Origin of the sequence: Mixta calida, from assembly GCF_002953215.1 — a bacterium.
GTDB lineage: Bacteria > Pseudomonadota > Gammaproteobacteria > Enterobacterales > Enterobacteriaceae > Mixta > Mixta calida.
In genome coordinates this window covers 2,510,291-2,524,469 of sequence record NZ_CP026378.1, presented here as the reverse complement: position 1 = coordinate 2,524,469, position 14,179 = coordinate 2,510,291, and the positions used below count along the sequence as shown (strand labels likewise).

Sequence of the window (14,179 nt, the reverse complement as noted above, 5' to 3'; positions counted from 1 at the left end):
CAGCTGTAAGGAAATGGAGCATGTTGTATCAATATCTGGATGGCGATAACTGGCGACATATCTATATCGTCGGCGATCTTCACGGTTGCCGCGCTTTGCTAGATGAACAACTGCTGGCCGTTAATTTTGATACGCGACGCGATCTGCTGGTCTCGGTCGGCGATCTGATCGATCGCGGCCCGGACAGCCTGGCCTGCCTGCGGTTGCTGAAAGAGCCCTGGTTTCGCTGTGTGCGCGGCAATCATGAAGAGATGGCATTGGCCGCGCTGACGCAGGGCGATGAGCAATTATGGCAGATGAACGGCGGCGACTGGTTCTGGCGTCTGGATGGGGCGCAGCGCGCCGAGGCGCAGGCCTGTCTGATGCGCTGTCAGGAATTGCCGCTGATTGCGCACCTTGTGCTGGATGAGCAGATTGTAGTGGTCGCTCATGCCGACTATCCCGCCTCGCGTTATGCCTGGGAGCAGCCGATAGACGAGTATGAAGTGGTATGGGGACGCGATCGCATTCATCGTTTACAGCGCGGGCTGGGGGAAAACATTGCTGGCGCGGACGCCTTTTACTTTGGCCATACGCCGCTGGATAATCCAGTCAGCGGCTGGAATCAGCACTATATTGACACCGGCGCCGTGTTTGGCAACCGGCTGACGCTGGTGAAAATTCAGTAGCGAAACAGATCGCTGTATTGCCAGGCGGGCGTCCAGCTGCCGTCAATAACATCTTCTACCGGATAGCAGCCTGCGTGGCGCAGGCGCTGCTCATCGCGTGCGACGATACAGGCAGGTTCATCATCATAGACGCCCAGCATAATATCCTCGCAGCCCCCGTCCAGGTAACAAATTAATAGTACCAACGCATACATGCTTTTCCCTCTCCTGTCAGACGCGTTAAGTGTAGGACAGGAAAGCGTCAGGCGTCAGGCGTGGAACAATTTGCCGTCGCGCACCAGCTCGCGCGGATAGCTGTTTTTCAGGCGCTGGCCCACTTTTTTCGCCAGGCCAATCGGCTGTCGTTGCCAGGTCACCAGCACCTCATCGCGCGGTAGCGCCGCCTGCGGCCAGATATCGCGCCCGCGATACCACTCCTCCGCTTCGCTCTCCGTCAGTTCAACGCTGTTGGCCTCCTCAGCTCGCGCCAACGCGATCACCGCTTCATGCTGCCAGCGGTAGCCTTTGTTAAAGGTTTCCGCCAGCTTCAGTCCGATGCGTGAGAATCGCACCCGGCCAATCAGCGGTTCGACGGCGGCAGGAAATAGCCAGATCTCTTTATCGCGCTGCCACAGCGTCAGCTCATCATCCTGCCAGTGCAGGCCAGACTTCGCCGCCGCCTGAATAACCCCCTGCGCATCTTTGCGCGACAGCGGGCTGAAGGGGAATTTGCCGACCTTATAACCCGGCGTCGGCATCGGCTCGACGCTGGCGGTTTTGCGCAGCCGCGCGACGAAAAAGCCTTCGCTGTCGAACAACTGCGGAAAGACGTGCAGGAAGCCTTCCGGCGTGGCGGCCCGTTCCGCGCCGGGGAAGAGATCCGCCAGCGAATCGATCGTCACCGCGTCGGGATAGCGCTGACAGAGCCACGCCACGACCTGCTGGTTCTCCAGCTTGTTCAGCGTACAGGTTGAATAGATCAACGTGCCGCCCGGCTTCAGCGCATGGAAGGCGCTGTCGATCAGATCGCGCTGCGTTTCCGCAATCGAGACGGTGCTCTCCAGCGTCCAGTTGCGCAGCGCATCCGCATCTTTACGGATCACGCCTTCGCCGGAGCAGGGCGCATCCAGCAGAATGGCATCGAACATCTCCGGCAGCGCCGGGCCAAACACGCGTCCATCGAAATGGGTCAGCGCGGTGTTGCTGACGCCGCAGCGGCTGAGGTTCGCATGCAGCACTTTTACCCGGCTGGCGGCATATTCGTTAGCCAGAATCAGGCCCTGATTTTTCATCAGCGCCGCCATCTGCGTGGTTTTGGAACCGGGCGCGGCCGCTACGTCCATCACCCGATAAGGCTGCGGCTGGGCGGCGAACAGCGCGCTGACCGGCAGCATCGAGCTGGCTTCCTGAATGTAAAACAGCCCGCTGAGGTGTTCCGCCACGCTGCCGAGCGGCAGCGATTCGTCGCTTTCTTCGCGCTCAATCCAGAAGCCTTCGGCGCACCAGGGAATCGGCGTCAGGCGCCAGCCGTAGCGGGCCGTCTGATGCAAAAAATCCGCCACGCTGATTTTCAGCGTATTGACGCGCAGGCTGCGACGCAGCGGCTGCTGGCTGATGGCGAGAAAAGCCTGCAGGCTCTCCTCATCGGGCAGCGTTTGCCGCATCAGTTCAAGGAAGGCTTCAGGGAAGCTGGCTCGGGATTGTTGGGCCACGACAGAGTTCCGGTAGTTGCAGAAAAAACAGGGCGGGAAGTGTAACACAGCTGCGGCGAAAGCCGATGAAACGGGAGCCCTGCGCGGGCTCCCGGTAGAGATTATGAGGAAGGGATCGCCGTTCCCCATTTGCGCCACTCTTTCGGCTCTTCATCCTGCAGCAGGAAATGCTTGCCGGACGCGGCCTGCGGCGCCAGCGGAACGGTCGGCGGCGTGGCGAACTGAATGCCGCCGCGAATAAACTGCTGGAAAGTGCCGGTTTTCACCACGCCGCCGATCAGACCAAACTCGAGGTTGTAGCCGGAGGCGAGCCAGAAGACCGAGTTATTGCGCACCAGATGCTGATATTTCTTGCTGATGCGCAGTTGCACCTGCACGCGATCCGCCATGCTGCCCAGCGAGGTGCCGGTGACCGTACCGACTTCGACGCCGCGGAACAACACCGGCGTGCCGATGCCCAGCGATCCCGCTTCCGGCGCGTCGACCACGATGCTCAGGCCGTCCAGATAACGCGAATCGGTAATAGTGGTCTCCTGCAGCTCAAAGCGCCGCACCAGGCTGCCCTTGCCGGGATCGACGTTGATATAGGGTTGCAGCAGCGTCTCCAGATGGTTGACGCCGGTGGCCGAAATTTCCGGCGACACCACCGAGAAGCGGCTGCCGATGCGCGCAAAGCTTTGCACATATTCGGGGTAGAGCACCGCTTTGGCGATCACCTGATTATGATCCTGGCTCAGCGCCAGCGACTCGACCTGGCCGATATCGATGCCCAGATAGCGAATCGGCATGCCGGCAGAGAGCTTGCTGCCGTCATAGGTGTGCAGCAGGATCTGGCTGCCGACGGCGCGCGCGGCGGTTTCAGAGCTGTAGAGCACGCGCTTCTGATTTTTGCCGGTGCTGGCGCCTTCCAGGTTATCGAAACTGATCGCGCCGCGCAGGGCGCGGTTTAGCGGCGACGCCTGCACCGTCAGACCAGCGCCGTTAAGCTGCACTTTCGCGCCGCCTTCCGCCCAGAAAACGCTGTCGGGCGTCAGCAGCTTGCGGTATTCAGGCTTGATATGCACCGCCACCAGAAACTCGTTCGCCTTCGGCGTCACGTCGACAATCTCGCCCACCTGAAACTTACGGTAGAGCACCACCGAGCCGGGTTGAATATCCGGCAGGCTGTTGGCGGTCAGCGTCAGCGTGGTCGGCGGACGTTCGCCGGTAATCCCTTCTTCCGCTTTTTCGGCATTGGCGTAAAGCGGATACTGACTCAGCGGCGCGCCTTTGCCGCCCGGCTCAAGACGAATGCCGCCGTCGACCCATTCGCTGGCGCTGGCGCCCAGCACCTTCATGCCGTCGAGACCGAATTTCACATCGAGTCGGCTGTTGATGATGAATTTGCTGTCGCCATGCACCAGCTGGCGATGTTCCGGGGCGATCGCCGCCTCAAACTCCACGCCTTTGGTGGTCAGCGTGCGGCGGATAACCTGACCAATCTGAATGCCGCGCAGCATCACCGGCTGGCCGGCGTCGATGCCGTAACTCTCCGGCGCGCTAAGGCGCACCGTCAGCACATCCGGGCGCTGCAGCAACGCTTCGTTGCTCTGACGCACCGCAAAATGGTGCTGCGGCTCGCCTTCGCCGGGGATCAGCTCCAGCGTGGTGCCGGTCAGCAGCGTGCTCAGGCTGGGGTTATTCAGGCTGATTTTCGGGCTGCGCATTTCGATGCGCGTGCCGCTGCGCATGAGCCCGACCACGGAAGGATCGAGCGTCAGCTCGCCGCTGACCTTGCCGCCCGGCTGTAACGTCATCTTCGTCAGGGTGCCGACTTCCAGCCCCTGATAGATCAACGGCGTGCTGCCCGCTTTCAGCGCTTTGCCGTCAGGTAGATCGAGCGTTACGATTACGCCGCGCTGGCTGTGCGCCAAATCGGGATAGAGCTGATAGTTGCTTTCGCTGGCTGCCTGCTGCGACGTTTGCGGCGAATCGAAGGCGATGGCGCCGTTCACCAGCGCCGCCAGGCTCTCCAGCTCCACTTTCGCACCGCTGAGGCCGACATCCGCCTTCACACCGGAAACGTTCCAGAAGCGGCTCTCTTTTTTCACCAGATTGGTGAAGCGGCGTTCAATCAACACGTCGATGGTAACGCCATTGTTGTCCGGGTTAATGGTGTAGTCATAAACGCGACCGACCGGAATCTTGCGGTAGTAGACCAGCGATCCGGTATTGAGCGAGCCGAGATCCGGCGCATGCAGATGCACCAGCATTTCGCCAGTATTGACGCGATATTTAGGCTGGGTATCGAGCGCGACGAAGTTTTCCCGCCGCTCGCCCGACTTGCCGGGCATCATGCCGATATAGTTGCCGCCGACCAGCGCGTCCAGCCCGGAGACGCCAGCCAGCGACGCTTTTGGCGTCACCAGCCAGAACTGCGCATCCTCACGCAGCGCGTCGCGCATATCGCTTTTGATGCTGACGCGTACCTTAATGGAGCGCAGATCGTCGCTAAGGCTGATGCCCTGTACGGTGCCGACCTCGACCCCCTGATAACGCACCGGCGTCCGACCGGGCACGATGCCGTCGGCCTGAGCGAAATCGATGGTTACCGTGGTGCCGCGCTCCTGATAGTTGGTCCAGAGCAGCCAGCCGGCAATCATCAGGGCGATAAAGGGCAGCAGCCAGAACGGCGAAATTTTACGCTTGTTGATTATCCGCGCTCTAGTCGGTGTAGTCGGCGTGTGTTGCATGAGCATCCCAAATCAGACGGCTATCCAGCCATTCAACGGCAAGGATAGTTAAAATTACCGCGGCGCCAAAGTAGAAGGCGGCCGGTCCCATTGTAAAAGCCAGCAGCTGGTCGCGATTAACCAGCGACATGGTTAACGAAATAACAAACAGGTCCAGCATAGACCAACGCCCGATCCAGGTGACCAGACGCAATAATCGAATGCGGGTTTTTAGTCCCTGCTGGCAGCGAAAATGAATGCTGATCAACAATACCAGCAGGACCAACACTTTGGTGAACGGCACCAGAATGCTGGCGATAAACACAATCGCCGCCACCGGAATATTGCCGGAGCCGAGCGAAAGAATACCGGAGAAAATGGTGTCCTCCTGGCGTCCGCCGTTCAGGTAGATAATTGAGATCGGCAGCAGATTGGCCGGAATCAGTAGCACGATCGCGGAGATAAGCGCCGCCCAGGATTTTTGCAGGCTATGAGGACGACGATGCGCCAGCCGGGTGTGGCAGCGCGGGCAGCGTCCGCGATCGTCGGGCAGGCCGGTGTGATGGCAGTTCAGGCAAATTTGCAGCTTTTCCGGCGCCACATCCGGCTCCGGCTGCGGGTAAAAGCGGTGCCACAGCTGTTCCATGTTAAGGTGAATCATGGTCAGCAGGCTGAGCACCATCAACGCAACAAATGCCACCAGCCCGTAGCCGACGGCGATATCGGCGTAATCCTTGACCTTAATCGAGGCGACGGCAATGCCGACCAGATAGATATCGAGCATCACCCACTCTTTCAGGCGCTCCAGCATCAGCAGTACCGGACGCAGATTCATGCCGAGGCGATCGCCGAAAAAGAGGAAGGCGATGGCCGCCACCAGCGTGGCCGGCGCGCCGATAGTACAGAACGCCACCATCGCCGCGGTCAGCACGTCGCCCTGTTCGGTCATCTGCATAATGCCCGCCAGCAGGCTGGCGCGAATAGGGGTGCCGAGCAGGCGTATCTCAATCAGCGGCTCGGTAAAAGCGAAAGGCATCAATAAAAACATCGCGACCGCCATTGCCGTCAGACGCGTCATCGACCAGTCGCGTCCGTTAAGCACTTTGGCGTTGCAGCGTGGGCAGTGGGCCGTCTGACGAGATTTCACATCTGGTAAGGAAAAAAGGGTATCGCATTGCGGACAACGCTGATAACGTTCACGGGGCAGAACGTGACTGATAGTATGTATTTTCATATATTAAAAGCAGTGTCCCTCGTGCTGCAGGTATGCACGGTCCTTAAAACGGCGCAAAACGGACGCTGAGGGGCATAGCCCGTTTTGATAATCCGATCCGCAAGAATCTAAGGTTATATTAACTATTGGAATGATTCACCTTGTGGCGGTGGATATTTAATGCTTATTTTACCGGACGGCACTTTGTAGCCGTCCGATTGCTTTTACTATGGTCAGGAAATGAACAAACAAGAATTTTATCACGATCTCAACCGCGATCTCCGTGCGCTGATTGCCGGTGAAACCAGTTTTCTCGCTGCGCTGGGCAACAGCAGCGCGCTGCTGTTTGAGCGTCTGGAAGGCGTTAACTGGGCGGGCTTCTACCTGCTGACGGAAGAAAAAACGCTGGTGCTGGGGCCGTTCCAGGGGAAAATCGCCTGTGTGCGCATTCCGGTGGGCCGCGGCGTCTGCGGCACGGCGGTGGCGGAAAAGAAAGTACAGCGCGTGGACGACGTGCATGCGTTTCCGGGCCATATCGCCTGCGACGCGGCCAGCAATGCTGAAATCGTGCTGCCGCTGATTGTCGACGGCGAGGTGATTGGCGTGCTGGATATCGACAGCACGGTGTTCAACCGCTTTGATAGTGAAGATGAAATCGGCCTGCAAACCTTTACCGACGGGCTTTGTGACGTGCTGGCCAATAGCGATGTGAAAAAATTTATTAATATGAATCGCAGCTAAAGCGCTGGATTTCGTAGCAATTGCCGATGGGGTCATTATAATGTCGCCTGTTCATGCCCGCGCTGGTTGGCAAACCCGTTGTAATCAGGAAATTTCATGGAAAATCAACCTAAGTTGAATAGCAGTAAAGAAGTCATCGCCTGGCTTGCGGAACGTTTTCCGCACTGCTTTAGTGCCGAAGGTGAAGCGCGTCCGCTCAAAATCGGTATCTTTCAAGACCTCGTCGAACGTGTTCAGGGCGAAATGAACCTGAGCAAGACGCAGCTGCGTTCAGCGCTGCGTCTGTACACCTCAAGCTGGCGCTATCTGTACGGCGTCAAAGCGGGCGCGACCCGCGTCGATCTGGACGGCAATGCTTGCGGCGAGCTGGAAGAGCAGCATGTTGAACATGCGCGCAAGCAGCTTGAAGAGGCGAAAGCCCGCGTTCAGCAGCAGCGTCAGCAGCAGCAGGCGAAAAAACGTGAAGCTGGCGAAGACGCGCCTGCGCGCCGCCCGCGTAAAGCGGCCGCCCGCAAGCCAGCCGAAGGCGAAGGCCAACCCGCCCGCAAAGCTCGCGCTAACGATGCGCGCCCGGTTCAGGAACGCGCCGCCGCACCTCGTCAGCGCCCGCCGCGTACACAGCCTGTGACCGACACCTCCGCATTGCAGCCTGGCCAGAGCATCAAAGTTAAAGCCGGTAAAAATGCAATGGACGCCACCGTTCTTGAGATCTCTAAGGATGGCGTTCGTGTGCAGCTGGCTTCCGGCCTGGCAATGATCGTACGCGCAGAACACTTACAGTTCTGAAACGGAGGCCACCCAGGGCATGAACACATTTTTTAAGATGAGCGTGATGGCTGGCCTGCTTCTGGCAGGTCACGCCATTGCCGCTGACAGCATTACCCGCGCAGATCAAATTCCGCAGCTGCAGGAAGAGCCGCAGCATGCCACCGTTAGCGAACGCGTTACTTCACGCTTTACCCGCTCACATTATCGCCAGTTCGACCTCGACCAGCAGTTTTCGGCAAAAATCTTTGACCGCTATCTGAACATGCTCGACTACAGCCACAATGTGTTGCTGGCTTCGGACGTGGCGCAGTTCGCCGATAAAAAGACCACGCTGGGCGATGAACTGCGCAGCGGCAAGCTGACGGTGTTCTACGATCTTTTCAATCTGGCGCAAAAACGCCGTTTCGAGCGCTATCAGTACGCCCTGTCGATCCTGAGCAAGCCGATGAATTTTAACGGTAACGATACTATCGATACCGATCGCAGCAAGGCGCCATGGCCGAAAGATGCAGCTGAACTGAACGCGTTATGGGACGCCAAGGTGAAGTACGATCAGCTCAGCCTGAAGCTGACCGGCAAGAAAGACGACGAAATTAAAGATATTCTCACCAAACGCTACAACTCCGCGATCCGTCGTCTGGCGCAGAGCAACAGCGAGGATGTGTTCCAGCTGGCGATGAACGCTTTCGCCCACGAGATCGATCCGCATACCAACTATCTCTCGCCGCGCAATACCGAGCAGTTCAATACCGAGATGAGCCTGTCGCTGGAAGGCATCGGCGCAGTGCTGCAGATGGATGAGGACTATACGGTCATCAACTCGATGGTGGCGGGCGGCCCTGCGGCGAAAAGCAAGGCGCTGAACGTCGGCGACCGCATCGTCGGCGTTGGACAGCCGGGCAAGCCGATTGAGGATGTTATCGGGCTGCGTCTGGATGACGTCGTGGCGAAAATTAAAGGGCCGAAGGGCAGCCGCGTGCGTCTGGAGATCCTGCCGGCCGGCAAAGGCACCAAAACCCGCACCATTACGCTGACGCGCGAAAAGATCCGCCTGGAAGATCGCGCGGTGAAGATGAGCGTGCATAACGTCGGCAAAGAGAAGGTCGGCGTGCTGGATATTCCCGGCTTCTACGTCGGCCTGACCGACGATGTGAAAGTGCAGCTGCAGAAACTGCAAAAGCAGCACGTTGACAGCGTAGTGATTGATCTGCGCACCAACGGCGGCGGCGCGCTGACCGAGGCGGTCTCGCTCTCCGGCCTGTTTATTCCCAGCGGTCCGGTCGTGCAGGTGCGCGACAACAACGGCAAGGTGCGCGAAGACAGCGATACCGACGGCGTCGTCTACTACAAAGGCCCGCTGGTAGTCCTGGTTGACCGCTTCAGCGCCTCGGCGTCGGAAATTTTCGCGGCGGCGATGCAGGATTACGGTCGTGCGCTGATTGTCGGCGAACCGACCTTCGGCAAAGGCACCGTGCAGCAGTATCGTTCGTTGAACCGCATCTATGATCAGATGCTGCGCCCGGAGTGGCCAGCATTGGGATCGGTGCAGTACACCATTCAGAAATTCTACCGTATCAACGGCGGCAGCACCCAGCGTAAGGGCGTAACGCCCGATCTGCTGATGCCAACCGGCGTCGAAGCGGCGGAAACCGGCGAGAAGTTCGAAGATAACGCCCTGCCGTGGGACAGCATCGATGCGGCGAGCTACACCAAATCGGGCGACCTGAGCGATCTGGTGCCGCAGCTGACCAAAGCGCATGAAGATCGCATCGCGAAAGATGCTGAATTCCAGTACATCATCAAGGACATTCAGCGCTTTAACGCCATGAAGGACAAACGCAACATCGTGTCGCTCAATCTCGCCCAGCGCGAGAAAGAGAATCAGGAAGATGACGCGCTGCGTCTGGAGCGCATCAACGCGCGCTATAAGGCGGAAGGGAAGAAGCCGCTGGCGAAGCTCGACGATTTGCCGAAGGATTATAAAGAGCCCGATCCTTATCTCGACGAAACGGTGAAAATCGCCAACGATCTGGCGCATCTGAAGCCGGAGCAGCCGACGGATAAAGCGGCGGTCAGTAAATAGCGCCGCTTTAAACGGAACGAAAAAAAGGCACTGCGCAAGCGGTGCCTTTTCTTTTTCCGCCGTTTTGTTTAGCTGCGCCGATCGGTTGCGCAGGAAGCGGTTAAAAAAGAGTGCGACAAAATGTAAAGTTATGTCTTTTTAGACACTTAAACGTTAAGGATGCTTGAAATGCTACGCGATGACCCTACGATGTATATCCGCGCATGGGCGCTTAGTTAACTGAGGAAGATGAAAGTTTATGATGCGTATTGCTCTTTTCCTGCTGACCAACCTTGCCGTGATGTTGGTTTTCGGGCTGATACTGAGCCTGACAGGAATTCAGTCAAGCAGTGTGCAGGGCCTGATGATTATGGCAGGTCTGTTTGGCTTTGGCGGTGCGTTTGTTTCACTGCTGATGTCGAAATGGATGGCACTGCGTTCCGTCGGCGGTGAGGTGATTGAGCAGCCGCGTAACGAAACGGAACGCTGGCTGATGAACACGGTGGCACAACAGGCGCAGCAGGCGGGTATCGCCATGCCGCAGGTGGCTATCTACCATGCGCCTGACATCAATGCGTTCGCGACCGGCGCGCGCCGCGATGCGTCGCTGGTGGCGGTGTCGACAGGTCTGTTGCAGAACATGAGCCGTGACGAGGCGGAAGCGGTGCTGGCGCATGAAATCAGCCATATCGCCAACGGCGACATGGTGACCATGACGCTGATCCAGGGCATTGTGAACACCTTCGTGATTTTCATTTCCCGCATTATCGCGCAGGTGGCGGCAGGCTTCCTGTCCGGCAACCGGGAAGATGAAGAGAGCAGCAACGGTAACCCGCTGGTCTACTTCGCGGTCTCCATGGTGCTGGAACTGCTGTTCGGCATTCTGGCCAGCATGATCACCATGTGGTTCTCACGTCATCGTGAGTTCCACGCTGACGCAGGATCTGCGCGTCTGGTGGGGCGTGAGAAGATGATTGCGGCGCTGCAGCGGTTGAAGACCAGCTATGAGCCGCAGGAACCGGGCAGCATGATGGCGTTCTGCATCAACGGCAAAGGAAAGTCGCTGAGCGAGTTCTTTATGTCGCACCCGCCGCTGGATAAACGTATCGAAGCGCTGCGTAGCGGCCAGTACCTGAAATAAAAAAAGGCGACCTGCGGGTCGCCTTTTTTCTGTTCGCTATAACCCTCTGACGAGGGTTTTTTATTGCCCGCCGTGTGCGGGTTGACGCATGCGCGACAGACTGAACAGCGCGGCGACGGAAGAGAACAGGCCCGCCAGCAGCAGCGACGCGTGCGTCCCATGCTGGCCGAACAGGTTAAACATCAGCGCCACTAACGCCGCGCCGCTGGTTTGCCCCAGCAGACGCGCAGTGCCCAGCATTCCGCTGGCGCCGCCGCTGCGATGTCGTGGCGCCGCTGAGATAATCGTGTGGTTATTTGGCGACTGAAACAGGCCAAAGCCGGCGCCGCACAGCACCATACGCCAGATAATATCGCCATCGCCCGGCGCGGCAGGCAGCCAGGCGAGCGCGAACAGCCCGACGGCGAAGATCGCCAGGCCAATGCCGCCCAGCAGCCCGGCATGAAAGCGTTCCAGCAGCCGTCCGGCGATGGGGGACATGATCATGGTCGCCAGCGGCCAGGGCGTTAACAGCAGGCCCGTTTCTACTTCGCTGCGGCCAATGACGCTCTGCAAAAAGAATGGCAGAGAGACCATCGCCAGCATCTGCGCCAGAAAGGAGCAGACCGATGTGCAGATCGACAGTGAAAAGATGGGAATGCGCAGCAGATCCACCGGCAACAGCGGGCTGGTCATGGTCAGCTGGCGGCGAATAAACAGCGTGCCGACGATCAGCAGCCCCAGCAATTCGGCAAGAATAATGCGGTAATCCTGTCCCTGCGCCGCGCCGCTCAACGCGGAAAGCAGCAGGCCGAAGGTTAACGCGTTCATAATCGCGCTAAGCACATCAAAGCGCTGGCCGGTCGTCTTCTGCGGGTTGTCGGGCAGAAAGCGCAGGGCGAACAGCAGTGCCAGCGCGCCGGCCGGCACATTGATCAGGAACAGCCATTTCCACGAGGCGACCGCCAGAATCGCCGCCGCTACCGTCGGTCCTGCGGCGCTGGAAACGGCGACGATCAGCGCGTTAATCGCCATGCCGCGGCCCAGATAGCGCTGAGGATAGATAATACGGATGAGCGCAGTGTTAACGCTCATCAGCGCCGCGCCGCCAAAGCCCTGCAGGATGCGCGCGAAGGTCAACATACCGAGCGAGTCAGAAAAGGCGCAGAGCAGCGACGTGGCGCTGAACAGCAGCAGACCGGCCTGGTAAATGCGCCGGTAACCGAGCAGATCGCCTAAAAAAGAGAAGGAAAGCAGCGAGACGATAATCGCAAGCTGATAAGCGTTAATGATCCAGATCGACTCCGCCGGGCTGGCATGCAGTTCGCTGGCGATAGTCGGCAACGCGACGTTGGCAATGGTGCCGTCAAGCACGGCAACGGTAATACCTAAGGCGATCGCGGCGATGGCGCCATAGCGGCGCGGCAGCGGTAAGCCATCCATCTGTGAAGTTACGGGCATAATGGGAAATTAATGGGGGTGAATATCATCATGCTAATGATTTTTTTACCCTAATGCATCTTTCTGCTAATAAAAAGTCCTTACAGATGTGTCCACGGTCACGCTAACGTATTGCCTGACGATAACTCAGCCACGTATACTGGAAATGGCGTTCCATTTTAAATAAAACAATTTCAAAAAGGTTTCTCTATGGCGAATGCAGACGCAGATAAACAGCCGGATTCGGTCTCTTCCGTATTGAAAGTGTTTGGCATCCTGCAGGCGCTTGGCGAAGAGCGCGAAAACGGCATTACCGAACTGTCCCAGCGCGTGATGATGTCGAAAAGCACGGTTTATCGTTTTCTTCAGACGATGAAGTCGCTGGGCTATGTTTCTCAGGAAGGTGAATCGGAAAAATATGCGCTGACGCTAAAGCTGTTTGAGCTGGGCGCGAAAGCGTTGCAGAACGTCGATTTGATCCGCAGCGCGGACGTGCAGATGCGTGAACTGTCGCGCCTGACGAAAGAGACGATTCACCTGGGCGCGCTGGAAGAAGACAGCATTGTCTATATCCATAAGATCGATTCGCTTTACAACCTGCGTATGTATTCGCGTATCGGCCGCCGCAATCCGCTGCACAGCACCGCGATCGGCAAAGTGCTGCTGGCCTGGCGCGACCGCGCCGAGGTGCATGATATTTTAAAAGAGGTGGAATTCCGCCGCAGCACGCCGCATACGCTTGGCAGTGAAGAAGCGTTGCTGGAAGTGTTGGATGTCGTGAAAGCGCAGGGCTTCGGTGAGGATAACGAAGAGCAGGAAGAGGGGCTGCGCTGTATCGCGGTGCCGGTTTTCGACCGCTTCGGCGTGGTGATCGCCGGGATGAGCATCTCTTTTCCGACCATCCGTTTCTCAGAAGAGCGCAAGCACGAGTATGTCGCGATGCTGCATCGCGCCGGGCGCACGCTCTCCGCGCAGCTGGGCTACCACGACTATCCTTTCTAATCCAGAACGACGCGGCGCCGTTACGGGCGCCGCTTAAGCAAGCTATTCGTTGCTGTCCACCACTTCAGACGTTTTTCTCAGCAGCGGGCAGTCGGCTACGCCGATAAAACCGCTGTCGCTGTGCAGGTACTGTGCTTTAATCATTCCCCGTGCCGTCAAATACTGGCACTGCAGGCCAATGCCAGCGGCATTTTTGTGGCTGCCGGTCAGTACGCCATAGCCAGTGAACAACAAGCCTAGCCAGACAATGGCCAGTAAACTCACAATTCGAAGCAATATTTTCATTTTATCTTCCTGTAAAAATGGCAAGCTTCCCGTTTCGCTGCCGGAAGAGGGGCAGCATAGCGCGGCGCGGCGGCGGAATCGATCGGAGGATGCTTAAAGCGTCGTCGAACAGGGGCGCGTCGGCTATCAATTCCCTCGCTTCCGGGTAAAATCGTCCGCGAAATGAATAACAAACAGAGGCTGTTATGAACGAATTAAACGGCGGCGCGAGTTTGATGCCGCTCATCAGCGGAATCGCATTTGCACTGGTTGGGCTGATCGCCTGGTTTTATGTCAATCGCGCCAGCGTGCGCGCCAACGAGCAGGTTCGCCTGCTGCAAGCGCTGCTTGAGGAGCAGAAAAAGCAGACGGCCATGCTACAACGGCTGACAGAACAGACGCTCGGTACGGAAGAGAACGGCGCGGAAGAGAGCGCGGAGCAGGACTTTACCCGCCTGATCCCTGAACGATAATTATCTGTAGAGAGTAAGGAGTGGCA

Annotated in this window: 13 protein-coding genes; 7 read left to right on the top strand and 6 right to left on the bottom strand. The window is 58.1% G+C overall.

Annotated elements, in window-relative coordinates:
• Window positions 1-20 precede the first annotated feature (20 nt).
• Window positions 21-668: a metallophosphoesterase gene (locus C2E16_RS12050; RefSeq protein WP_038625736.1), complete on the top strand. Its 648-nt coding sequence runs from the start codon at window positions 21-23 to the stop codon at window positions 666-668.
• Here the strand turns inward: C2E16_RS12050 and C2E16_RS12045 are convergent.
• The 4 genes from C2E16_RS12045 to yebS all read right to left on the bottom strand — a co-directional run bounded on the left by C2E16_RS12045 (window position 662) and on the right by yebS (window position 6,304).
• Window positions 662-862 (bottom strand): YdfD/YebW family protein, encoded by a 201-nt coding sequence (locus C2E16_RS12045; protein ID WP_038625738.1) that lies wholly within the window; start codon window positions 860-862, stop codon window positions 662-664. The genes C2E16_RS12050 and C2E16_RS12045 overlap by 7 nt on opposite strands.
• 54 nt (window positions 863-916) lie before the next feature.
• Window positions 917-2,311, bottom strand: coding sequence for a 16S rRNA (cytosine(1407)-C(5))-methyltransferase RsmF (gene rsmF, locus C2E16_RS12040; protein WP_244947408.1), 1,395 nt, complete (start codon window positions 2,309-2,311; stop codon window positions 917-919).
• A gap of 149 nt (window positions 2,312-2,460) precedes the next feature.
• A complete protein-coding gene (locus tag C2E16_RS12035; protein ID WP_038625741.1) occupies window positions 2,461-5,097 on the bottom strand; it encodes a PqiB family protein in 2,637 nt (878 codons plus the stop codon).
• A complete protein-coding gene (gene yebS / locus C2E16_RS12030) occupies window positions 5,063-6,304 on the bottom strand; it encodes a membrane integrity lipid transport subunit YebS (protein WP_038625743.1) in 1,242 nt (413 codons plus the stop codon). The genes C2E16_RS12035 and yebS overlap by 35 nt, the downstream gene beginning before the upstream one ends.
• Before the next feature lie 219 nt (window positions 6,305-6,523).
• On the opposite strand from yebS, the gene C2E16_RS12025 reads away from it, so the two are divergent.
• The 4 genes from C2E16_RS12025 (at window position 6,524) to htpX (ending at window position 10,995) form a co-directional block, all read left to right on the top strand.
• Window positions 6,524-7,024, top strand: coding sequence for a GAF domain-containing protein (locus C2E16_RS12025; protein ID WP_084970751.1), 501 nt, complete (start codon window positions 6,524-6,526; stop codon window positions 7,022-7,024).
• Between the two features lie 96 nt (window positions 7,025-7,120).
• Window positions 7,121-7,810, top strand: coding sequence for an RNA chaperone ProQ (gene proQ / locus C2E16_RS12020; protein WP_038625747.1), 690 nt, complete (start codon window positions 7,121-7,123; stop codon window positions 7,808-7,810).
• A 19-nt stretch (window positions 7,811-7,829) separates the two neighbouring features.
• Complete coding sequence (prc, locus tag C2E16_RS12015) at window positions 7,830-9,875, top strand: carboxy terminal-processing peptidase (protein WP_038625749.1); 2,046 nt, start codon at window positions 7,830-7,832, stop codon at window positions 9,873-9,875.
• Window positions 9,876-10,113: 238 nt separating this feature from the next.
• Complete coding sequence (gene htpX, locus C2E16_RS12010) at window positions 10,114-10,995, top strand: protease HtpX (protein ID WP_038625751.1); 882 nt, start codon at window positions 10,114-10,116, stop codon at window positions 10,993-10,995.
• A 60-nt stretch (window positions 10,996-11,055) separates the two neighbouring features.
• On the opposite strand, the gene C2E16_RS12005 is transcribed toward htpX, so the two are convergent.
• A complete protein-coding gene (locus C2E16_RS12005; protein ID WP_084970753.1) occupies window positions 11,056-12,435 on the bottom strand; it encodes an MFS transporter in 1,380 nt (459 codons plus the stop codon).
• A 189-nt stretch (window positions 12,436-12,624) separates the two neighbouring features.
• Here C2E16_RS12005 and kdgR point away from each other — a divergent pair, with 189 nt between their 5' ends.
• Window positions 12,625-13,416: a DNA-binding transcriptional regulator KdgR gene (kdgR, locus tag C2E16_RS12000; protein ID WP_104951512.1), complete on the top strand. Its 792-nt coding sequence runs from the start codon at window positions 12,625-12,627 to the stop codon at window positions 13,414-13,416.
• 42 nt (window positions 13,417-13,458) lie between these two features.
• Here kdgR and C2E16_RS11995 read toward each other — a convergent pair whose 3' ends face one another.
• Complete coding sequence (locus tag C2E16_RS11995; protein ID WP_104951511.1) at window positions 13,459-13,701, bottom strand: YobH family protein; 243 nt, start codon at window positions 13,699-13,701, stop codon at window positions 13,459-13,461.
• A 185-nt stretch (window positions 13,702-13,886) separates the two neighbouring features.
• Here C2E16_RS11995 and C2E16_RS11990 point away from each other — a divergent pair, with 185 nt between their 5' ends.
• Window positions 13,887-14,153 carry a YebO family protein gene (locus C2E16_RS11990; protein ID WP_038625759.1) on the top strand — a complete coding sequence of 89 codons (267 nt, stop codon included), beginning with the start codon at window positions 13,887-13,889 and terminating at the stop codon, window positions 14,151-14,153.
• Window positions 14,154-14,179: the final 26 nt, after the last annotated feature.

What these genes read in the sequence shown, in the direction of transcription:
- C2E16_RS12050 (WP_038625736.1), top strand. Translation starts at nt 21, where the DNA reads ATGTTGTATCAATATCTGGATGGCGATAACTGGCGACATATCTATATC.
- C2E16_RS12045 (WP_038625738.1), bottom strand. Translation starts at nt 862, where the DNA reads ATGTATGCGTTGGTACTATTAATTTGTTACCTGGACGGGGGCTGCGAG.
- rsmF (WP_244947408.1), bottom strand. Translation starts at nt 2,311, where the DNA reads ATGCGGCAAACGCTGCCCGATGAGGAGAGCCTGCAGGCTTTTCTCGCC.
- C2E16_RS12035 (WP_038625741.1), bottom strand. Translation starts at nt 5,097, where the DNA reads ATGCTCATGCAACACACGCCGACTACACCGACTAGAGCGCGGATAATC.
- yebS (WP_038625743.1), bottom strand. Translation starts at nt 6,304, where the DNA reads ATGAAAATACATACTATCAGTCACGTTCTGCCCCGTGAACGTTATCAG.
- C2E16_RS12025 (WP_084970751.1), top strand. Translation starts at nt 6,524, where the DNA reads ATGAACAAACAAGAATTTTATCACGATCTCAACCGCGATCTCCGTGCG.
- proQ (WP_038625747.1), top strand. Translation starts at nt 7,121, where the DNA reads ATGGAAAATCAACCTAAGTTGAATAGCAGTAAAGAAGTCATCGCCTGG.
- prc (WP_038625749.1), top strand. Translation starts at nt 7,830, where the DNA reads ATGAACACATTTTTTAAGATGAGCGTGATGGCTGGCCTGCTTCTGGCA.
- htpX (WP_038625751.1), top strand. Translation starts at nt 10,114, where the DNA reads ATGATGCGTATTGCTCTTTTCCTGCTGACCAACCTTGCCGTGATGTTG.
- C2E16_RS12005 (WP_084970753.1), bottom strand. Translation starts at nt 12,435, where the DNA reads ATGCCCGTAACTTCACAGATGGATGGCTTACCGCTGCCGCGCCGCTAT.
- kdgR (WP_104951512.1), top strand. Translation starts at nt 12,625, where the DNA reads ATGGCGAATGCAGACGCAGATAAACAGCCGGATTCGGTCTCTTCCGTA.
- C2E16_RS11995 (WP_104951511.1), bottom strand. Translation starts at nt 13,701, where the DNA reads ATGAAAATATTGCTTCGAATTGTGAGTTTACTGGCCATTGTCTGGCTA.
- C2E16_RS11990 (WP_038625759.1), top strand. Translation starts at nt 13,887, where the DNA reads ATGAACGAATTAAACGGCGGCGCGAGTTTGATGCCGCTCATCAGCGGA.